19 protein-coding genes are annotated in these 18,609 nt (G+C 67.6%); 8 read left to right on the forward strand and 11 right to left on the reverse strand.

All coding sequences use genetic code 11. From position 1 onward, the window contains the following. Window positions 1–434: 434 nt before the first annotated feature. The gene (locus ASE52_RS17855) at window positions 435–1,358 is read right to left on the reverse strand and encodes a DMT family transporter (RefSeq protein WP_057227998.1); all 924 of its coding nucleotides are present in this window, start codon (window positions 1,356–1,358) and stop codon (window positions 435–437) included. A gap of 26 nt (window positions 1,359–1,384) precedes the next feature. Then, window positions 1,385–2,815, reverse strand: coding sequence for a hypothetical protein (locus tag ASE52_RS17860; protein WP_057228000.1), 1,431 nt, complete (start codon window positions 2,813–2,815; stop codon window positions 1,385–1,387). Window positions 2,816–3,293: 478 nt separating this feature from the next. Here ASE52_RS17860 and minC point away from each other — a divergent pair, with 478 nt between their 5' ends. Genes minC through minE form a run of 3 tightly spaced genes read left to right on the forward strand, consistent with a single transcriptional unit; the run spans window position 3,294 to window position 5,194 of the window. Then, window positions 3,294–4,061 carry a septum site-determining protein MinC gene (gene minC / locus ASE52_RS17865; RefSeq protein WP_057228002.1) on the forward strand — a complete coding sequence of 256 codons (768 nt, stop codon included), beginning with the start codon at window positions 3,294–3,296 and terminating at the stop codon, window positions 4,059–4,061. Window positions 4,062–4,105: 44 nt separating this feature from the next. Next, the gene (gene minD, locus ASE52_RS17870) at window positions 4,106–4,924 is read left to right on the forward strand and encodes a septum site-determining protein MinD (protein WP_010465261.1); all 819 of its coding nucleotides are present in this window, start codon (window positions 4,106–4,108) and stop codon (window positions 4,922–4,924) included. Between the two features lie 3 nt (window positions 4,925–4,927). Beyond that, the gene (gene minE, locus ASE52_RS17875; RefSeq protein ID WP_010465263.1) at window positions 4,928–5,194 is read left to right on the forward strand and encodes a cell division topological specificity factor MinE; all 267 of its coding nucleotides are present in this window, start codon (window positions 4,928–4,930) and stop codon (window positions 5,192–5,194) included. Window positions 5,195–5,281: 87 nt separating this feature from the next. Here minE and ASE52_RS17880 read toward each other — a convergent pair whose 3' ends face one another. Together ASE52_RS17880 and ASE52_RS17885 are read right to left on the reverse strand one after the other, a co-directional pair. Beyond that, entirely contained in the window at window positions 5,282–5,872 is a 591-nt protein-coding gene (locus ASE52_RS17880; protein ID WP_057228004.1) for an MOSC domain-containing protein, read from the reverse strand. Beyond that, on the reverse strand, window positions 5,869–6,390 hold the full coding sequence (locus tag ASE52_RS17885; RefSeq protein WP_029414219.1) for a flavin reductase family protein: 522 nt from the start codon (window positions 6,388–6,390) through the stop codon (window positions 5,869–5,871). The genes ASE52_RS17880 and ASE52_RS17885 overlap by 4 nt, the downstream gene beginning before the upstream one ends. A gap of 188 nt (window positions 6,391–6,578) precedes the next feature. On the opposite strand from ASE52_RS17885, the gene ASE52_RS17890 reads away from it, so the two are divergent. Continuing rightward, window positions 6,579–7,367 (forward strand): alpha/beta hydrolase, encoded by a 789-nt coding sequence (locus tag ASE52_RS17890; RefSeq protein WP_057228006.1) that lies wholly within the window; start codon window positions 6,579–6,581, stop codon window positions 7,365–7,367. Window positions 7,368–7,490: 123 nt separating this feature from the next. Beyond that, on the forward strand, window positions 7,491–8,249 hold the full coding sequence (locus tag ASE52_RS17895) for a YdcF family protein (RefSeq protein WP_057228008.1): 759 nt from the start codon (window positions 7,491–7,493) through the stop codon (window positions 8,247–8,249). Window positions 8,250–8,253: 4 nt separating this feature from the next. Here the strand turns inward: ASE52_RS17895 and ASE52_RS17900 are convergent, their stop codons facing one another. Beyond that, a complete protein-coding gene (locus ASE52_RS17900; protein WP_057228010.1) occupies window positions 8,254–8,829 on the reverse strand; it encodes an NAD(P)H-dependent oxidoreductase in 576 nt (191 codons plus the stop codon). After that, window positions 8,826–9,485 (reverse strand): TetR/AcrR family transcriptional regulator, encoded by a 660-nt coding sequence (locus ASE52_RS17905; protein ID WP_057228012.1) that lies wholly within the window; start codon window positions 9,483–9,485, stop codon window positions 8,826–8,828. The genes ASE52_RS17900 and ASE52_RS17905 overlap by 4 nt, the downstream gene beginning before the upstream one ends. Window positions 9,486–9,572: 87 nt before the next feature. Between ASE52_RS17905 and ASE52_RS17910 the strand changes: the two genes are divergently transcribed. After that, window positions 9,573–10,265 (forward strand): hypothetical protein, encoded by a 693-nt coding sequence (locus tag ASE52_RS17910; RefSeq protein WP_057228014.1) that lies wholly within the window; start codon window positions 9,573–9,575, stop codon window positions 10,263–10,265. 74 nt (window positions 10,266–10,339) lie between these two features. Here the strand turns inward: ASE52_RS17910 and gcvA are convergent, their stop codons facing one another. Further along, window positions 10,340–11,239, reverse strand: a complete 900-nt coding sequence (gcvA, locus tag ASE52_RS17915; protein WP_082606923.1) for a transcriptional regulator GcvA — start codon at window positions 11,237–11,239, stop codon at window positions 10,340–10,342. Window positions 11,240–11,352: 113 nt separating this feature from the next. On the opposite strand from gcvA, the gene ASE52_RS17920 reads away from it, so the two are divergent. Next, window positions 11,353–12,057: an SDR family oxidoreductase gene (locus tag ASE52_RS17920; protein ID WP_057228016.1), complete on the forward strand. Its 705-nt coding sequence runs from the start codon at window positions 11,353–11,355 to the stop codon at window positions 12,055–12,057. A gap of 69 nt (window positions 12,058–12,126) precedes the next feature. Here ASE52_RS17920 and ASE52_RS17925 read toward each other — a convergent pair whose 3' ends face one another. Beyond that, the gene (locus ASE52_RS17925) at window positions 12,127–13,470 is read right to left on the reverse strand and encodes a D-amino acid dehydrogenase (protein WP_057228017.1); all 1,344 of its coding nucleotides are present in this window, start codon (window positions 13,468–13,470) and stop codon (window positions 12,127–12,129) included. 176 nt (window positions 13,471–13,646) lie between these two features. Here ASE52_RS17925 and ASE52_RS17930 point away from each other — a divergent pair, with 176 nt between their 5' ends. Beyond that, window positions 13,647–14,567 (forward strand): LysR family transcriptional regulator ArgP, encoded by a 921-nt coding sequence (locus tag ASE52_RS17930; RefSeq protein WP_029414220.1) that lies wholly within the window; start codon window positions 13,647–13,649, stop codon window positions 14,565–14,567. Window positions 14,568–14,603: 36 nt separating this feature from the next. Here ASE52_RS17930 and ASE52_RS17935 read toward each other — a convergent pair whose 3' ends face one another. From ASE52_RS17935 to ASE52_RS17945, 3 genes are all read right to left on the reverse strand, one after another. Further along, entirely contained in the window at window positions 14,604–15,176 is a 573-nt protein-coding gene (locus ASE52_RS17935; protein ID WP_057228019.1) for a midcut-by-XrtH protein, read from the reverse strand. 39 nt (window positions 15,177–15,215) lie between these two features. Then, window positions 15,216–17,357: an IPTL-CTERM sorting domain-containing protein gene (locus tag ASE52_RS17940; protein WP_057228021.1), complete on the reverse strand. Its 2,142-nt coding sequence runs from the start codon at window positions 17,355–17,357 to the stop codon at window positions 15,216–15,218. A gap of 142 nt (window positions 17,358–17,499) precedes the next feature. Then, window positions 17,500–18,558, reverse strand: coding sequence for a helix-turn-helix domain-containing protein (locus ASE52_RS17945; RefSeq protein ID WP_057228556.1), 1,059 nt, complete (start codon window positions 18,556–18,558; stop codon window positions 17,500–17,502). Window positions 18,559–18,609 lie beyond the last annotated feature (51 nt).

Below are 18,609 nucleotides of genomic sequence, written 5' to 3' on the forward strand. Positions count from 1 at the left end.
CGCTTGTGGATAGCCAAGCTATCAACTGCGCACCGCGCCTTGCATCCCATCCCGGCAAGGTACTTGTGCGACTCCAAAAAGACTTTGAACAGGCTCTGAGGCCCAAAACCCCCGCACTGCACCGCAAGATGCACCTGCACGTGTTCGGCCGAAGCCCCCGGGCCACCCACCCGGACTGGCTGTGGGGCGAACCGCCCCGGTTTCCGAATTTTGCGCAGTCTGAGGCTTGGACCCAGCAGTTCACACGACTGGAGGACGATGAGGGCGCCGCGCTGGGTGCGCGCATTCAAGTGTTGCTGGATACGCGGTACGCACTGAGTCGGGTTGGCTGACAACACCCGCCTGCAAAAGAATTGCTATCAAAATAGTAGCTTTGAGCGCTTGTCGGTAAAGCGCTAGGCCGTGTTTTTATGAAAACTCTTTTGTCCCGGGTACTACGCGACAGCAGGCCGCCGGTTCACCAGCACGATGCCTGCCGCCACCAGCACCAGCGCCGCCACCAGCCCGGGGGTGATGGGCTCGCCCAGCCACCAGGCGCCAAACAGCAGCGCAAACACGGGCGTGAGGAACACAAACACCGAGATCTTCGTGGCCGGGTAGTGCGCCAGCATCCACATCCAGGCCAGGTAGCTCACAAACGCGCCCACCAGCGCCTGCACCAGCAGCGAGCCCCAGGCAAAGCCGCTGAACTGCCAGACCCACGCCTCGCCCAGGCCCAGCGACAGTACGGGCAGTACCGCCGTGCTCACGCCCACCTGGTAGAACAGTTGCTTGGCCGGGGCCACGCGCGCCAGCGGCGTGGTGCGGATGACCACCGTGGTCAGCGCCCACATCAGCCCGGCCGCCAGCCCGAGCAGATCGCCCAGCCATGCTTGGGGCAGGGCGGCATTGGCGGGGCCCAGCAGCCCGTCGCCCAGCGCCAGCCCCACGCCCACAAACGCGGCAGCCAGGCCCAGCCACTGCCAGCCCTGTAGCCGCTCGCCGGGGATGAAGCGCGGCAGCAGCAGCGCCACCCAGAACGGCGAGGCGTACAGAAACACCGTGAGCCGCGAGGCGGTGGTGTACTGCAGGCCCAGGTAAATACACGCAAACTCGCCCGCAAACAGCGCCCCGGCCAGCAGCCCAGCGCGGGCTGCCCCGGCGGGCTCGGCCGCCGCCGACAGCCGCACGCCACGCCACAGGCACCAGGCCGCCACCGCCACCGTGGCCAGCGCAAAGCGCACAAATGCCTGGAACACCGGCGCCACCTCGGCCACCGTGGCTTTGACCAGCACCTGCTGGAAGCCCCAGAACATGCAGCAAGTCAGCAACAGAGAGATGGCGAGGGCGTCGAGGTGGGGCTTGCGGGTGTGGGGCATGGCGCGGTGGTTCTCAGATCAGGCGATCAAGGGCAAGCCCAGGTGCCACTGCTGCGTGTGAACAGCGAACCTCCGTAGAACAGGGCATTGCCGTCGTTTGCCAAGGCCCATTGGACGCCGGAGCGCGCCATGACGGCCTGCCTGCGCCAGTTTGCGCTGCCATCGCGTGCAAATACAGCGATGTGCCACGCGGCGTTGCTGTAGGACCCTGCTGGCACGGGCGCTGTGTTCCAGGGTTCCGTGCTGCCGCAGGTGAGATCCCCGGTGCCGATGTTGAACTCTGCGGGCTGGTTGCCCGGCAAGTGATTGGCTTCGACAGCCAGGGTGTTGCCATCGCTGGACAGCTTCACCGTGCTGAACCGTGATGCGGCAATGTCCAGAAAATTCATGATCCCGGCGGGCAGGCGCGCTTGTTCGCTCCATGCGCCTTCAGGGCTTTGCACATAGACGTACAGGTACGGGGGTGTGGTGAACTGGGTTCTGGTGAATGCGCCACCATTCACGGCCAGTGTGCGGCCGTCGCCCGACAGGGCCATCGCCGACCCTACGGAGGTGGCAGCTGGCGCCAGATAGCTTTGGGGGGCCCACGCAGTGCCGGTGCGCAGGTACGTGAAAACGGTGTTGGTGTCGGAGCCTGCGGAACCCGAACGGCCCGTGACGGCGAGCACGTTGCCGTCGGCCGACAGCGCCGTGTTGTCCGCAATCACTTTGCAGGGCTGCGTGCATGCCGGGGGCGTCTGCGTCGCGTCCACCGTGGTTTGGAGGCTCCAGGCGGCGTTGCTGCGCTGGTATACCTGCACGGGCGGCGCGTCGGCATTGAAAAAACCGCTCACGGCCAGGGTGTTGCCGTCTGCGGACAGCACCAGCCGGGTCGCGCGAGACGAAAACATGGCCTGCTGCTGCCACGGATGGGCAGTCGAGCTGCGCGCGAAAATGTACAAATTGTCCAAGGCGACGGCCAACGTCAGTCCGTCCCGGGACAGGGATTCGAGGGAGGTATTGCCCACGGACGTCTTGAGGGGCGAGCGTCCTGTGGGGAATTCGTAGCTGATGCTCTTGGCAATATCGAACACCTGGGCCGCCGTGAACGCGCCACATCCCGTGGTGTTGCATGCACGCAAGCGGTAGGTCGCGTTGATGAAATCGGCATAGCGGTAACGGCCAGTGGTGAGACTGCCATTGAATTGCTGATTGAAGGAAGAGTAGGTGAAACCCTCCGCGTCGCCCATCCGGGCTTCAGGCTGGGGGCCTGGGCCATCAGGGTCGGTGAAGAGCTCGTAGCGGGTTGCCTCTGGCGTTGCCTTCCAGGAAAAAAAGGCAAACGAACCGACTGTGAAGTTCTCTGGAGCGGCCAATTGGGTGGGCGTCTCGACAGGGCTGGAATCAGATCCACCCCCACAGCCTGCCAAGGCCAGCGCGGCACAGCTGAGTGCCAGCGCGGTGCGCAGGGCGCTCATGGCCTGAGGGGTTTCTCGGTGGGCTCTTTTCTGAGCAAGGGTCAAGTTGGCGTCATGCATACATGCTCTTTCTCTGAAGGGTGGAGTCGTATCCGCATACCTGTGGCGGGCCGTGGCGGGGGATTCCACCCTTCCCAAGGTGTTTCCCAGCAGGCTTGATCCAAATATATCTGCATTCCAGACTATCAAAATGATAGCTGTCGGCGTCGAATTAATAAGCGCAACAGCACAGTTTGATACAAATAACGCCCCGCCCTCCGGCGGACCAGTACGATCCCGCTGCCTTCAGCGACTGCACCGGCAGCGAGCCCCGGGCAAAGCCGCTGAACTGCCAGGCTCGAGCCTCGCCCAGGTCCAGCGACAGCGCTGACAGGCTCCTAGACTGCTGCCAGAGCACGCTAAACAGGCGCTTACACAGGCCCACGGTACACTTTGCGCCTTCTGAAACGGTTCCCGCGCTCCTTTCCACACCCCATTCATGGCCCTTACGACGGCGGCGCAGTCCCGCACCAGCTTTGACCTCAAGAGCGCCTCGCTGCCCGTGGTGGCCGTGGTGCTCAAGACCACCGACGCCGCGCAGTTTGCCGCCGACCTGGCCGAGCGCGTGGCCGACGCCCCGGGCTTTTTTGACAACGACCCCGTGCTGATCGACCTGGCCGCCGTGCGCGAGGCCGAGGCACCCATCGACTTTGCCGCCATCGTGGCCGAACTGCGCAGCCGCAGCACCCTGCCCGTGGCCGTGCGCGGCGGCAGCCCCGCCCAGATGGACGCCGCGCGCGCCGCAGGGCTGGCCGCAGCGCCTGACGCACCGTCCGCCCGCGCGGAGGCCCCTGCAGTCCCCGTGCAGGAAGTGGTGCGCGAGGTGATCCGCGAGGTCGAGGTCGAAGTGGTGCGTGAGGTGCCCATGCCCGGCCCCGGCACCGTGGTGGTGGACAAACCCCTGCGCTCGGGCCAGCAGGTGTATGCACGCGGTGCCGACCTGGTGGTGATGGCCGTGGTGAGCTTTGGCGCCGAGGTGATTGCCGACGGCAATATCCACGTCTATGCCCCGCTGCGCGGCCGTGCGATTGCCGGGGCACGTGGCAACACCGAAGCGCGCATTTTCTCGACCTGCCTGGAGCCCCAGCTGGTCTCCATCGCGGGCATCTACCGCACCACCGAGACCGAGTTGCCCGCCGATGTGCGCGGCAAGCCGGCCCAGGTGCGGCTCGACGGCGAGAAGCTCATCATCGAGCCGCTTGCCTGAGTTCTTATTTCATTCGTACCAACCCCACAGAGAATCAGCAACACATGGCCAAAATCGTCGTCGTGACCTCCGGCAAGGGTGGCGTGGGCAAGACCACCACCAGTGCCAGCTTTGCCACCGGCCTCGCCCTGCGCGGCCACAAGACTGCCGTGATCGACTTTGACGTCGGCCTGCGCAACCTGGACCTCATCATGGGCTGCGAACGCCGCGTGGTGTACGACCTGATCAACGTGATTCAGGGCGAGGCCAACCTGAACCAGGCCCTCATCAAGGACAAGCAGTGCGACAACCTGTTCGTGCTGGCCGCCAGCCAGACGCGCGACAAGGACGCCCTGACCCAGGACGGCGTGGAGAAGATCCTGAAGGACCTGGCCGAGATGGGCTTTGAGTACATCGTCTGCGATTCGCCCGCTGGCATCGAAAGCGGGGCGCTGATGGCCATGCACTTTGCCGACGAGGCGCTGCTGGTGACGAACCCCGAGGTGTCGTCCGTGCGTGACTCCGACCGCATCCTGGGCATGCTGGGCAGCAAGACCAAGCGCGCTATTGAAGGCGGCGAGCCCATCAAGGAGCACCTGCTCATCACACGCTACAACCCCAGCCGCGTGCAGGACGGCCAGATGCTGAGCCTGGAAGACATCCAGGACATCCTGCGCATCAAGCTGATCGGCGTGATCCCCGAGTCGGAGGTGGTGCTGCAGTCGTCCAACCAGGGCACACCCGCGATCCATGCCAAGGACTCGGATGTGTCCGAGGCCTACAAGGATGTGATCGAACGCTTCCTGGGCGCCACCGACAAGCCGCTGCGTTTCATCGACGCGGAAAAGCCAGGCTTCTTCAAACGCCTGTTCGGGAGCAAATAAGCCATGGCTTCTTTCCTGTCCTTCCTGCTCGGCGAGAAGAAGAAAACCGCCAGCGTCGCCAAGGAGCGGCTGCAGATCATCCTGGCGCACGAGCGCAACGGCCGCAACGCCGCCGAGCCCGACTACCTGCCCGCGCTGCAGCGCGAGCTGGTGGCCGTGATCTCCAAGTACGTCAAGATCAACCCCGAAGACCTCAAGGTGCACCTGGAGCGCCAGGACAACCTGGAAGTGCTGGAAGTCAAGATCGAGCTGCCCGACACGGTGCGTTGAAGGCTCGGTTTCGAGCCAAATTGGGCTCTGGCGCTTATCTGGTAAGCGCCAGTAGCTATCAAAATTGATGAATCCGATGGAGCCTGGCTAGCGCGAGTGCTTTGCCCACTTGCCCGCCAGCGCCTGCGCAATGCTCAGCCCGCGCTGCCCGGGCACCAGCGTGGCGGTCTCTCCGGCAGCGATGGTGCCGGGCTGGTCCACCGCCAGGTAGTAGCCGCAGCATCCGGCCAGGGCCATGGTGCGGCCCGCCTGCGCAAAACCCATGACGGCGTTGAACTTGAAGCATGGCTCGCGCGGTGCACTCACCCGCAGCACGCAGTGGGGGAAATGCCATTCATCGCCCACAAACACATCCGCTTCCAGCGGCCCGTCGATGGTGAGGTTCTCCCCCATGAAACCCGGCGGCAAGGTTTCATCGAACAGGCTCACGCCGCGTTCGCGGCGCTGTGCCTGCCAGAACGCGTAATGGGCGGCGGGGTAGGCGTATATGGCCTTGCCCAGGCCACCGTGCACGCTGGGGTCTGCCTGCTCGTCCCCCGCCAGGCCCAGCGGGCCCACGGCCACCGGGCCGGTGATGGGCGCCTTGCCGATGGCGGTGAGCACCGAGCGTTCGCCCACCTTCAGGCGCCGGGCCAGGCCGATGTTCACGTGGCGCACGGCCACGGTGGGGGTCGTCACAGCGGGTGCTCGGTGTAGAACTTGCCCCCGTGGTACAGCAGGGGCGAGATGCCTTCGCGGTGCTCGCAGCGCTCGACCTCGCCCACAAAGATGGTGTGGTCGCCCTCCTTGTACTGGCTGCGGTTGAAGCATTCGAACGTGGCAGCAGCCCCGGCCAGCAACGGGGCACCGCTGATGCCGGGCCGGTGTTCCAGGCCTGCCCAGCGGTCGATGCCGCGCGTGGCAAAACGCTCGGCCAGCGCCTTCTGGTCTGCGGCCAGCACGTGGATGGCGTAGTGCGAGCCATCGGCAAAGGTGGGCAGGGTGCTGGCGCCGTGCGACAGGCTCCACAGCACCAGCGGGGGTGCCAGCGACACCGAATTGAACGAACTGGCCGTGAGGCCCACCAGGTCGCCCGCAGCCGTGCGGGCCGTGACGATCGTCACGCCCGTGGCAAACATGCCCAGTGCATCGCGAAACTCGCGTGTGGAGAAGCTCGGTGGCAGGGCGAGGGCGGGGCGGGGGGGCGAAGGGTTCACAAAAGCGGTGCCAGCGGTGGCAGCAGGGGGGAGCAACTATTATCAGGCGCCACCCACCACCGCGCTGTTGCGGGGTTTACTTCCGTAAGACTTACGCAAATCGGGATGCAGCAACCACCTGGCGTGGGGGCGAGCTGCGTGCCTGAAACCCGTTGTGCGTAAGTCATTCCTGTTCCGCTTTCCACCGCATGGCCGTTCTTCCTACCTTCACCGCCCTGGGCTCCGGCCCCACCGTGCTCATGCTGCACGACGCCGATGGCGACCACCTCACCTTTGCCCCCCAGGTGGAAACACTGGCCACGGTCGGCTACCGTGCCGTGGCCTGGAACATGCCGGGCTATGGCCGCAGTGCGCCCGTGGAGCCCTACACCTTCAAGGCGCTGGCGCAGAGCTGCCTGGCCTTGATCGACGCCCTGCAGGGTGGCCCGGTCACGCTGGTGGGGCACGGCATGGGCGCCATGGTGGCGCTGGAGGCCGCCGTGCGCGGCCCATCGCAGGTGCAGCGCCTGGTGCTGTGTGCGGGCGGGCCGGCGCTGGACGCGCAGGCGGTGGAAGACTGGGTGGCGCCCCGGCTGCGCGCCCTGACCGCACTGGATGGCGGTGGCAGCATGGAGGCGCTGGCGCAGACGCTGGTGCCCCAGTTCATCGGCACCGGCGCCCTGCCAGAAGGGGTGCGGCTGGCCAGTCATGCGCTGGCCCAGGTGTACCCGGGGGCCTACCGGCGCGCGCTGGAGGCCTTGCCCACGTTTGCTCGCGGGGCTGCCGCGCTGGCCCACCTGGCCATGCCCACGCTGCTGGTGGGGGGCGAGCTGGACCGCTGCACACCCCCCGTGGCCCTGGAGGCGCTGGCCCAGGTGCTGCCCGATGCACAGACCCTGGTGCTGCCCCATGTCGGGCACTGGCCCCAGCTGGAGGACCCCGAGGGTTTCGATGCCGCGCTGCTGGACTTTCTGGCCCAGCGGCGGATGTTGCACTGAGCTTGCCCCGCCCAGCGCGGCCGTTTTTTGCGGCCTTCCAAACGGTCCGTTTTTTTCCTGCCATGCCAAGGCGCCACCGCGCGGGTGCGTGCAGGTCTGATTGCTCCTTCTCCTTCTGTTGCCATGTGGTTTGCCCTGAAGAAAATACTGTCTGCGCTGCTGTTGCCCCCGGTGTCCAGCATCCTGCTGGCGCTGTTGGGGCTGTGGATCGCGCGGTACCACCGCCGCACGGGCATCACGGTGGTGGTGCTGTCGCTGCTGTCGGTGCTGGTGCTGTCCTGGCCGCCGGTGTCGGATGTGCTGGTGCGCAGCCTCGAGCGCTATCCGGCGGTCGTCCCCCAGCAGTTGCTTCAGTCGAAGGTCCAGGCCATCGTGGTGCTGGGCGGTGGTGCCGACACCGTGGCCCCCGAGTACGGCGTGGATGTGCTCAGCCGGGGCGCCCGCGAGCGGGTGCGCTACGCCGTGTACCTGCAGCAGCAGGCGGGCCTGCCCATCCTGGCGACGGGCGGCTCCACCGGCGGCACGCGGGCCGAGGCGCTGGTCATGAAGGACGTGGTGGAGCGCGAGTTCAAAGGGCGGGTGCGCTGGACGGAGGTGGAGTCGCTCGACACCCGCAGCAATGCCGAGAAATCCGCCGCGCTGCTCAAGGCAGCGGGCATCGAGCGCATAGCCCTGGTCACCCATGGCTGGCACATGGTGCGCGCGGCCGAGGCCTTCGAGCGCGCCGGGCTGCAGGTGCTGCCTGCGCCCATGGGCTTCAAGGGCGGGCAGGCCCGCAAGCTGTACCGGGTGTTGCCGCGCGCCTCCGCGCTGGCCGACAGCAGCCTGGCGCTGCACGAATGGCTGGGCATCCTGGCCCAGCACGGGTCGCTGGATCGCTAAGCCGTCAACCTGCGGCCGGTGTCAGCAGAAAACGGCTGGCTGCCTCCATCGCCTGCGCATCGGCCTGCACCGCGCCCGGTGGCCCGCCCTTGCCCCACAGGGCGCCGCCCCAGGTCATCGACAGGAACTGCGCGCACAGCGCCACCGAATCGATCATGGGCTGGGCCTTGGTGCGGTCGCCGCTGGTGGTGATAAGCGCCAGCGTCTTGGCGGCCATCGGCTCCTTGAAGGCCAGGCCGGGCACGCGCATCCAGGCGCTCCAGTGGTCGAGGTAGGTCTTGAGCGGCGAGGGAATGCTGTACCAGTAGACCGGCGCCACAAAGACGATGTGCGTGGCTGCCAGCGTGGCGTCGAGCAGGGTCTTCATGTCGCCTTCGGGCGGTGCATAGGTGCCCGTGGTGTGGCGCTGGTCCACGAAGGGCGGCAGGTGCAAGTGCGCCAGGTGGTGCCAGGTTTGTGGGGTGCCGGCAGGCAGTGCGGCGGCGGCCTGGCGGGCCAGCCATTCGGTATTGCCGGTGTGGCCCGGTTCGCGGGTGGAGGTGGTGAGAAAGAGGTAGTGCGGTGCGGTGGGCGTGGTCATGGCGCCATCGTAGCGCCGCCCCGCAGACCCGTGCCCGGTGCCAGGGTTGCGATGCACAGCGCCACCAGCGCCTGCTCGAATTCGGGGCTGTCCAGCAAGGGCGACTGTTCCAGCGACGCCGCGCGCACCGCGCCCATGAAGGCGCGGGTGAGCACAAACAGCTGGGCCGCCGAGGGTGCGGGCATCTGCTGCTCTTGCGCCACGCGCTGCAGGTGCAGGGCCAGCCGCTCGCTGGCGCCGCGCACCGAGATCAGCACGGACGCGCGGTAGTCGAGCTTCCACGACAGGCGGGCGAGTGCGCGCCCTTCCCGGGGGCCGCCGCCAAAGGCCTGCAGGTAGTGGCGCACGTACCCGCGCACCTGCTGCTCGGGCGTCCAGCCTTCGGTGCGGGCCTGGGCGAGCAGGGCGTCCAGCTCCAGCATCACCTGGTCGCAGTGCTGGTCCAGCATGGCCAGGAGGATGGCTTCCTTGCTTGGAAAGTACTGGTAGAGCGAGCCCACGGACACACCAGCAAGCTCGGCGATGCGGTTGGTGGTGAGCGCGTCTTCGCCCTGTGTGGCCACGATGCGTGCGACGGCTTCGAAGATGGCATCGACCGTGAACTGCGAGCGTTCCTGGCGGGGCGAACGGCGGGGGGCGGAGGAGGCAGGGGACATGGGAAACCTGAGCGCAATGCGAGTAGGCGGACACGGCGCCGCTGCTTATTCTGCCGCCAGTCCCACGCAACCTCCGGAGAAAACTTCATGCACGCAACCAGCCAACTCGCCCTGGGAGCCGCCGCCGTCGGCCTGGCAGGCACCTGGGCATGGCGCCAGCGCCTTGCGCTGCGGGCCGTGCACCGCGCCAGTGCCATGGTGCTGGCATCGTTCCTGGCGGCCCATCTGCTGGGCCACCTGGCGGGGCTGGCGGGAGCGGCAGCGCACCAGTCGGTGCTGGAAGCCCTGCGCCTGGTCTACCGCCAGCCGTGGGTCGAAGGCGTGCTGCTCGGGTGTCTGCTGTTCCAGATGGGCAGCGGCCTCACCTTGCTGTGGCGCGGGCGGGGCCGGCGCCATGGGGGCGTGGCGCGGATGCAGGCCCTCTCGGGGGGCTACCTGGCGCTGTTCCTGCTGATCCATGTGACGGCCGTCTTGGCGGGCCGGTTTCAGGGCGTGGACACGAACCTGCAGTTTGCAGCGGCGGGCATGCACACACCGCCCTGGCAGTGGTTCTTTGGCCCGTACTACTTTTTCGCCGTGTTCGCACTGGGCACGCATGTGGGCTGCGCCTTGTACTGGAACCTGTCGGAGCCCCTGCGGGCGCGGGCGCTGGTGGGGGCCATGCTGGCGGGCGGGCTGCTGGCCGTTTGTCTGGTGGTGCTGCTGGCGGGCGGATTCCATGCGCTGGAGATTCCTGCCCACTACCTCGCCCCCCTGGCTGCATTCGCGGGCCGGGGCTGAAAAAAGGGAAGCCAAGGGGCCCCGCCGGGTGCCAGTTGCGGATGGTCTGCAGTGCGGCACACGGTCTTCGCGGTTTATGCGCCGGCCTGGCCCAGCAGCCACGCCCGCACGCCCGCGACAACCTCGGGTGCGCGTTGCTTGCGCGGAGCCACGAGGTAATAGCCAGCACCCGTGCGCGCTTCTTCGTCAAACACCTTGGCCAGCCGACCGGCGGACAGGTCCTGCGCCACAAAATCTTTCTGTACCAGCGCGAGCCCCTGGCCGGTCAGGGCCGCGTCGATCGCGAGCGTCGTCTGGTTGAACCAGATGGCCTGTGGTGTGGGATCTGAAGCCGCAGGAGCGGGCGGCGTGTGCTGCGCAAGGTAGTCGGCCCATGGAGACTGGGAGTCGTGCAGCAGCACGTAGCGGCTGATGTCCCCCGCCGTGTCGGGTGGCCCGGAGCGGTGCAGCAACAGCGGGCTGCACACCGCCACCAGGCACTCTTCGAACAGGAGATCGGCCGTGAGCCCCGGGCCGAATGGAGGGCGGCCGTACCGCACCGCCAGGTCCACCGCCTCGGTCTGAAAGTGCGACAGGCGCTCGGTCGCCAGGATCCGCAGATCCACCCCGGGGTGCAGGCGCGTGTAGTCCGCCAGCCTTGGAATGAGCCACTTGGTGGCGAAGGTCGGCGTGACGCTGACCGTCACATGCAGGGGCTCGGGCCGCAGGCCCTGCGTGGCATCGGCGAGCATCTCGAACGCGCGCCGCACGCTGGTGGCATAGCGCTGGCCGTTGTGGGTCAACACCAGGGTGCGAGGGTGCCGCTCGAACAGCTTGAGGCCCAGCTCTGCTTCGAGCGCACGAATCTGCTGCGCCACGGCGCCCTGGGTGACGCCCAGCTCCAGCCCGGCCAGGCGAAAGTTGAGATGGCGGCTGGCGGCCTCGAACGCTCGCAGCGCATTGAGAGAGGGCGTGCGGCCCAACGGGGAGGTCATGGGTGTAGATTTTCTACTGGATCGAAGCACGGCGACTGCTTCGTCCGGTCGTCCAAAACGTAAAGGGTACGGAACAATTGCCAGATGCCGGTGTGCGGCATCCAAGGACGATCATGGCAGTAGAAAAAGTAGCGCTTATCACCGCGGGCGGCACCGGCATTGCCGCTGCCACCGCCCGCCGGTTGGCGGAGGATGGTTTTCAGGTCGGCATTCTTTCGTCGTCGGGCAAAGGCGAGGCCTTGGCCCAGGAACTCGGAGGCGTTGGCGTCACGGGGTCCAGCCGGTGCCTGGCGGATCTGGGCCGCCTGGTGGATCTGGCGCAAGCCCGCTGGGGCCGGGTCGATGTGCTCATCAACAGCACTGGCCACGAACCGCGCGCGCCGTTGTTGTCCTTGGCGGATGAGCGGTGGCTGGAGGGGACGGACACCTATCTGCAGAGCGTGATCCGGCCCACGCGGCTGGTGACCCCGTTGATGCAAGCGCAGCGTGGTGGCGTGATCGTCAATCTGTCGGCGGCCTGGGCGGTGGACCCGAGCGCGCTGTTTCCGACATCGGCGCTGGTTCGCGCCGGGCTGGCTTCATTCACGCGGATCTTTATCGACAGCCATTCGCGGCACGACATCCGCATGAACAACGTGTTGCCGGGCTGGATTGACACCTTGCCCGTGTGGGAAGAGCGCCGCACCACCGTGCCCCTGCAGCGGTATGGGCAGGCCGCCGAAGTGGCCGCGACCATCGCGTTCCTGGCTTCGGAAGGCGCGGGCTACATCAACGGGCAGAACCTGCGGGTGGACGGTGGCCTCGCGCTGGCCACCTGAGTGCCCGCGCGCAGGGCGCGGTTTGGTGCGATAGGTCCGCCCCAACCCGGGCAGGCTGTGTGGGTGTTCTCAGGCGGCCAGCGCCGTGGTCGACGTGTGCCGTGCAGAGCCGCTGTGGCCCAGGAAGCCGAAGTTCATCGCAGGCTGTTCGCCGCTGATCAGCTCGGCCAGCGCCTTGCCCGAGCCCGCACCGTGCGTCCAGCCCAGCGTGCCGTGGCCCGCATTCACCCAGAGCTTGCCCACGCGGGTCTGCCCGATGAACGGGATGTTGGTGGGGGTGGCCGGGCGCAGGCCGGTCCAGTACTGCGGGTCGCCGCCCTGTTCGGGGGTGCGGGTGTCGCACACGCCGGGCAGGATGGCCTCGATGCGGCGCGACAGCATGTGGCAGCGTGCGCGCGCCAGTGTGCTGTCGAGCGTCATGTCCCAGCCGTTGAGTTCGATGGTGCCCGCCACGCGCAGGTGGTTGCCCAGGCGGCTCATGGCGATCTTCTTGCCGTCGTCGATGGTGGAGACCATGGGCGCGCCCTCGGGCTTGAGCAGCGGGAACGTGGCGCTGTAGCCCTTGCCAGGGTAGATCGGCAGGTCCACGCCCACGCTGCGCAGCAGCGGTGCGCTGTACGAGCCGCAGGCGACGACGACGGCGTCGGCCTTCAATATGAAGTCTTTTTTGCCGCCAGCGCTTGCCTGTTTTGGCATGACAGCTACTGAATCAATAGCATTGCCGATTTTATTCAGGCGCAGCACATCGTGGCCGTAGAGGAACTGCGCGCCGCGCGCCATGCAGCGGCGGGCCAGCTCCTGCGTGAACACGCGGGCGTCGCCGCTTTCGTCGGTGCTGGTGTAGGTCCCGCCGGTGATCTTGTCGCCGTAGGCTTTGAAGGCCGGTTCAATCTGCAGCAGCTCGTCGCGGCTCACCAGGCGGCGCTGCACGCCGTGCTTGCGCATGAGCTCCACCGCGTGGCCGGCGGCGTCAAAGGATTTCTGGTCGGTGTAGAAGTGGGCAATGCCGCGTTCCAGCCGGTTGTATTCGATGCCCGTGGTGCTGACCAGGTCCTTGAGCGCGGCATGGCTGTAGGCGCCCAGCGCCACGATCTGCTGCACATTGCGCTCGAACGCGGCGTCGTTGCACTGCGCGAGGAACTGCAGGCCCCAGCGCCACTGCTGCCAGTCCATCTGCGGGCGAAACAGCAGCGGGGCTTCCTTGTCGAACATCCACTTGAGCGCCTTGAGCGGCGCCTCGCGGTTGGCCCAGGGCTCGCAGTAGCTCACCGAGATCTGTGCTGCATTGGCAAAACTGGTTTCGAGCGCAGCATCGGGCTGGCGGTCGATCACGATGACTTCGTGACCGCGTTCCAGCAGATGCCAGGCCGTGCTGATGCCGATGATGCCGGCGCCGAGAACAATGGTTTTCATAGGCGGAATGCGTTGTGAACCTGTACGTGCCACCCGCCCCAGTGCGGGACACGATGGGGCGCAGTGTGCGCGACATTGCATTCAACTAAAAGCAAAATTAAACTTACTCCAAAAACATCAGTGCACCTAATAAACGGTGCGGTAGAGACAACCCTGTTTTGTTCGAGCCCGAGACCATGAGCACCTACGATCCCGCCGCCCTGGAATGCCTTGCCGCCATCGTTGAAGAGGGCGGCTTCGAGCGCGCTGCGCAGCGCCTGAACGTCACTCAGTCGGCCGTCTCACAGCGCCTGCGCGCCCTGGAGGCGCAGGTGGGCTCGGTGCTCATCGTGCGCAGCCGCCCGCTGCGGCCCACGTCGGCCGGGCAGCTGCTGCTCAAGCACACCAAGCAGATGCGCCTGCTGCGCGCCGACCTGGAGCGCGACCTGCAGGAGCTGGCGCCCAGCGCGCCGGGCGGATCGCGCGAGGACGAGCGCATCTCGATTGCCATCAACGCCGACAGCATCGCCACCTGGGCCATGGGCGCCCTGCACGAGCTGGTGCGCCAGCGCCTGCCGCTGGAAATCATCGTGGACGACCAGGATTTCACGCAGGAATGGCTGCGCTCCGGCCAGGTGCTAGGCTGTGTGACCACGCTCAAGCAGGCCCTGCGCGGCTGCAAGATGGTGCCGCTGGGCGCCATGCACTACGTGGCCGTGGCTTCGGCCAGCTATGCGGAGCAGTACCTGCCCCAGGGGCTCACGCCGCACAACTTCCGCGAGGTGTCGTTCCTGTCGTTCAACCGCAAGGACGACATGGCTGCCGAGTTTGTGGCGCGTGCATTCGGGCTCAAGCGCGTGGCGCTCAGCCACCTGTTCGTGCCGGGCTCCGAGGCGCAGATGCGTGCCGTGGCCGCAGGCTGGGCCGTGGGGGTGATGCCCGAGCTGATGGCGCGCGAGGCGCTGGCGAACGGCAGCATGGTGAATCTGGCGCCGGGCCGCTCTTTGCCCATCCAGCTGTACTGGCACTGCTGGAACCTGGAGTCGGCGGTGCTGGATGCGCTCACGGCCGCCCTCACCGCTACCGCGGCGCGGACGCTGGAGGCCCCTGCGGCATAGGCGGCGTGGTGTGTGCTCCCCTTGGAAGGGGGCCTCTCAGTGCAGGCGCCCCACCCTGAGGTAGCACGCGGCCATCGGCGCCAGCATCTGCCCGACGGTGCACCGGTCATCGGTGTCGAAGAGGCGATGCACGGGGGTCACGCTGACTGCCGTGATCTGCTGGGGCCGGTCCGTGGTGTTGCGCACTTCGTACACGTGCAGGTAGTCCCTGAACGCAATTTCCAGGTCCGGGTGGTCGGGGATGTCGGCGACGCCCCCGGCCGGGTTGTCCAGCACAACCTCGCTCGACGGCAGCGCGATGGCCTGCCCGCTCCAGGGCATGCACAGCAGCGCCGCACAGGCCAGCAGCCCGGGCACCAGGGCGCGCACCACGCCGTTCGCCCCATGGCGCAGCAGGTGGCGGGCCAGCGCGGCCAGAACCAGCACCAGAGCCGCCAGGGCCCACTGCGACAGCGTGGGCACGGCCTGCACGCTGGCCAGTGGTGCATAGGCCACCGTGCCCACGGGTGCGCCTTGGGCCCAGGCGGTGGGGGCGATGGCAGCGGCGGCCCACAGCAGGGCGCTGCGCGGGGCGGTTCCGAGGCGGAGGGAGGGATTGCTTTTTTGCATTGAATTGCCTTCTGGCGCTTGTTTTAAAAGGGTGGATAGCTATTGTTTTGAGAGTGACTGGCGAGTCCCGCGAAGATGGCCCAGTGCCGGAAAGCACAAGGCCAGCAGTGCGATCGCCCAGGGGTTGAGCGCAGGGACGGGCACGGCGGAAGCCGGGCCACCGCCATTGCCGCCACCTGCCGGCGCCGCCAGCAGTACGGGCAGGCCGGGGTCGGTGATCTGGCCGGACACGTCGTCGCTATCGCCCAGGCCGCCATCGGTCAGCGTCAAGGTCACGCTGCGCCGGTCGGCCGCGAACAGGGCCGCGCTGGGGGCGAGCGTGTACCAGTGGGGCTGGGCGCAGGTGGTGCCCGAGCACTGCAAACCTTCTGGGCTGGGGCCGTGCTTGAGATAGACCGCGCCCTGCGGCACGGGGGTGCTGTAGTGCACCGTCAGGCGGGCGCTGGAGCCTGCCGCGCCGCCGGTCAGCCGGAGGTGCAGGGGCCAATGGCTTGTGCTGGCACCCGGGGGCAGCGGCGCGGGAAGGGTGTGCTGGAAACTGGCGGTCTCGAGTGTCCAGCCGTTGTTGACGGCAGCTTCCGGCAGGTCGAGTGTTGCGCGGCCCCCCGTGCCCCCGGCCGCGGCCCAGGGGGCCGTGCAGCGCGGCGCGTCGGCTCCACCGTTCTGTCCTGCGCAGGTCCAGGAAAACTCACCCTGGACAGAGGCCACGCTGCTGGCCAGGCCTGCGCTGCACAGGCTGGCACCGGCGGGTGGGGTCGGGCGCGCTTGCCCCGTCGCCGTGCCGCAGGCGCCGCGCACGGCCAGATCCACAAACACCACGCCCGAGGCCAGTGTGGCCGTACCGCCCGGCGCACTCACCTCCACCGCGGCCGGCCCGGCCGCGTGTGGTGGGGTGATGGCCGTGATGCGGGAGTCGCTCTCCACGGTGAATGCCCGGGCGGCCACACCGCCCAGCACCACCGCCGTGGCATCGGCGAATCCCGATCCGGAGAGGACGAGGGTGGTGCCACCCGCTGCATTCGCCGTGGCCGGTGCCACGCCGGTGAGCGTGGGCGCAGCGACGAATTCGAAGCCGAAAGGGCTGTCGGCCCTGCCATAGGGAGTGGTGACGTCGATGGTCACGAAGCCCGGGGACGCCGCGGCGGGGGTGGTAGCGGTGATCCGGGTGGGGCTGTCCACCGTGAAGCTGGCCGCCGGAAAGCCACCAAAGCGCAGGGACGACGCACCGGCCAGGTTGCTACCCGTGAGGACCACCTGCGTGCCCCCCGCAGCGGACACCCGCGCGGGTGAAGCGCCGGTGAGGGTAGGGCGCAGCTCGGGCGGCACCACATACGTGAAGTACCCGATAGGGTGCACCATGCCGCCGCCGTCGGGTGTGAAGACTTCGAACATCACCGACGTTCCCAGAGGCTGCGGGGGCGCAATGGCCGTGATCTGCGTGTCGCTGTCCACGGTGAAGCTGGCAGCCGCAACGTTCCCGAAACGCACGCCGGTAGCCCCGGTGAACCCGCCGCCAGCCAGGGTGACCACCGTGCCGCCGAACATGCTCCCTTCGATGGGGCTCACGCCGGTGATCGTGGGCTGAGGGATGAACTCGAAGAAGGTGCCGAAGCTGCCGTCCGCAATGCCATAGGCGGTGGTGAGCTCCGTCGAAACCATCCCCGCCGGAGAGGCCGGCGTGGTGGCGGTGACCTGCGTATCGCTGACCACGGTGAACCCTGCCGCCACATTGCCAAAGCGCACCTGGTGGGTGTTGGCCAGATTGGTGCCCGTGAACGTGACCGTGGTGCCACCGCTGGCTGGGCCCCGCGCTGGCGAGATGTGGGTTACGGTGGGGCGCAGTTCGGGCGGCACCACGTAGGTGAAGTAGCCGATCGGGTGCACCATGCCGCCCGTGGGTGTGACGATATCGAACATCACCGAGGTCCCGGGTGGCTGGGCGGGTGCGATGGCCGTGATCTGCGTGTCGCTGTCCACGGTGAAGCGGGTGGCTCGGATGTTTCCGAAATACACGCCCATAGCCCCTGTGAAGCCGCTGCCGGCCAGCGTGACGGCCGTCCCGCCGTACATGGTGCCCTCGGTAGGGCTCAGGCCGGTGATGGTGGGCGGGCTACCGGCGGATGCAAGGCAGCACAGCATGGCCGCCAGCAGGGCGGCGGCGAGGCGGCGGACAAAGGACATGGTGTGGCGCGCAAGGGGGCAGAGAACAGACTGCGGCGCATCCTAGGCGGGGCCAGCGCGCTGGCTTGACTGTGTGTTTCGACGTTTTTGACTGGCCGTCCTGCAGAGAGACCCGGGGGCTCAAGCGTTGCGAGTGGGGTGGCTACACCTGCAGCGCGCGCACCCAGTCGGCATATTCGGCGGTCGGGCGCATGGCATCGCCCGCCGCGAATGCCCCCGCGCGGTTGGCTGTGCCCCGGGCGGTGGCGCGCACATCGCTGGGCGTGAGGCCAAAGGCCGCGCGAAAGGCGCGGCTGAAATGCGCCTCGCTGGTGAAGCCGGAGCGCGTGGCGATCTCGCCCACCCGCAGCCGGCGGTTGGCCGGGTTGGCCAGGGCGTGGAACGCCCGGACCAGGCGCTGCTGCTGCACGTAGTGCGCCACGCCGCCCAGCGGCTCGAACAGGCGGTACAGCATGCTGCGTGAAATACCAAACGTGCGGCACAGCAGCTCGGGGCTGAGCGGTGCGCCCAGGCTCTGCGCGATGTATTGCTGGATGCGTTCGAGCGTGACACCCTGGATTTGCGGCTGCGCCTGGGCCAGCGTGTCCCGGCTTGGCCGCAGGCAGGCGGCCAGCATCTGCGTGGTGGCCTGCACCACGGCCGGTGCTTCCGGGAGCGTGACAGCAGGCAAGCGCCGGTGCAGCGACTGCAGGTAGTCGCTGAGCAGCCCGCCCAGCGCCGTGTGGCCGCGCAAGACGGTACCGTGCAGATCGGCCGATGGGCTGCAGAAGGCCTCGTCGGCGATCTCGCGGGGCACGACGATGGACAGCACGTGCGAGGGGTTGGCATAGGTGCGCTGCGTGCGGCCGAGATCAAAGACGGTGATGTCCCCCGCCCGCACCTGCATGTCCACGCCGTTGTCGTGCTGGCCCACGAAACCCCCGCTGCGGTACCACTGCACCAGGTAGTGGTTGACGCCGTCGCGCGCCACGCGTGGCGCACCGCGTGAGAATTGCTGCCGACCGAAGTGCAGATCGCCCACCAGCAGCGCGCCCAGATGGCACGCGGTCACGGATGCGCTGAAGCTTTCCAGCGGATCGCGGTCCAAAGGGGCGACGTCGAAGACCACCGAAATGCTGCTGCGCCAGGCCTCGAAGCGCTCTTCCCCGGAGCCTTGGTCAGTGGTGAAAACGGTCGACGGCAGAGCGAGGAGCACGGGCATGGCGGCGCGATTATGGCGGCCGATGGGGGTGGGCACCAGGACAAGAGTGCC

The organism is Acidovorax sp. Root275 (genome assembly GCF_001428965.1).
Lineage (GTDB): Bacteria > Pseudomonadota > Gammaproteobacteria > Burkholderiales > Burkholderiaceae_C > Acidovorax > Acidovorax radicis.

What these genes read in the sequence shown, in the direction of transcription:
- ASE52_RS17855 (WP_057227998.1), bottom strand. Translation starts at nt 1,358, where the DNA reads ATGCCCCACACCCGCAAGCCCCACCTCGACGCCCTCGCCATCTCTCTG.
- ASE52_RS17860 (WP_057228000.1), bottom strand. Translation starts at nt 2,815, where the DNA reads ATGAGCGCCCTGCGCACCGCGCTGGCACTCAGCTGTGCCGCGCTGGCC.
- minC (WP_057228002.1), top strand. Translation starts at nt 3,294, where the DNA reads ATGGCCCTTACGACGGCGGCGCAGTCCCGCACCAGCTTTGACCTCAAG.
- minD (WP_010465261.1), top strand. Translation starts at nt 4,106, where the DNA reads ATGGCCAAAATCGTCGTCGTGACCTCCGGCAAGGGTGGCGTGGGCAAG.
- minE (WP_010465263.1), top strand. Translation starts at nt 4,928, where the DNA reads ATGGCTTCTTTCCTGTCCTTCCTGCTCGGCGAGAAGAAGAAAACCGCC.
- ASE52_RS17890 (WP_057228006.1), top strand. Translation starts at nt 6,579, where the DNA reads ATGGCCGTTCTTCCTACCTTCACCGCCCTGGGCTCCGGCCCCACCGTG.
- ASE52_RS17895 (WP_057228008.1), top strand. Translation starts at nt 7,491, where the DNA reads ATGTGGTTTGCCCTGAAGAAAATACTGTCTGCGCTGCTGTTGCCCCCG.
- ASE52_RS17900 (WP_057228010.1), bottom strand. Translation starts at nt 8,829, where the DNA reads ATGACCACGCCCACCGCACCGCACTACCTCTTTCTCACCACCTCCACC.
- ASE52_RS17905 (WP_057228012.1), bottom strand. Translation starts at nt 9,485, where the DNA reads ATGTCCCCTGCCTCCTCCGCCCCCCGCCGTTCGCCCCGCCAGGAACGC.
- ASE52_RS17910 (WP_057228014.1), top strand. Translation starts at nt 9,573, where the DNA reads ATGCACGCAACCAGCCAACTCGCCCTGGGAGCCGCCGCCGTCGGCCTG.
- gcvA (WP_082606923.1), bottom strand. Translation starts at nt 11,239, where the DNA reads ATGACCTCCCCGTTGGGCCGCACGCCCTCTCTCAATGCGCTGCGAGCG.
- ASE52_RS17920 (WP_057228016.1), top strand. Translation starts at nt 11,353, where the DNA reads ATGGCAGTAGAAAAAGTAGCGCTTATCACCGCGGGCGGCACCGGCATT.
- ASE52_RS17925 (WP_057228017.1), bottom strand. Translation starts at nt 13,470, where the DNA reads ATGAAAACCATTGTTCTCGGCGCCGGCATCATCGGCATCAGCACGGCC.
- ASE52_RS17930 (WP_029414220.1), top strand. Translation starts at nt 13,647, where the DNA reads ATGAGCACCTACGATCCCGCCGCCCTGGAATGCCTTGCCGCCATCGTT.
- ASE52_RS17935 (WP_057228019.1), bottom strand. Translation starts at nt 15,176, where the DNA reads ATGCAAAAAAGCAATCCCTCCCTCCGCCTCGGAACCGCCCCGCGCAGC.
- ASE52_RS17940 (WP_057228021.1), bottom strand. Translation starts at nt 17,357, where the DNA reads ATGTCCTTTGTCCGCCGCCTCGCCGCCGCCCTGCTGGCGGCCATGCTG.
- ASE52_RS17945 (WP_057228556.1), bottom strand. Translation starts at nt 18,558, where the DNA reads ATGCCCGTGCTCCTCGCTCTGCCGTCGACCGTTTTCACCACTGACCAA.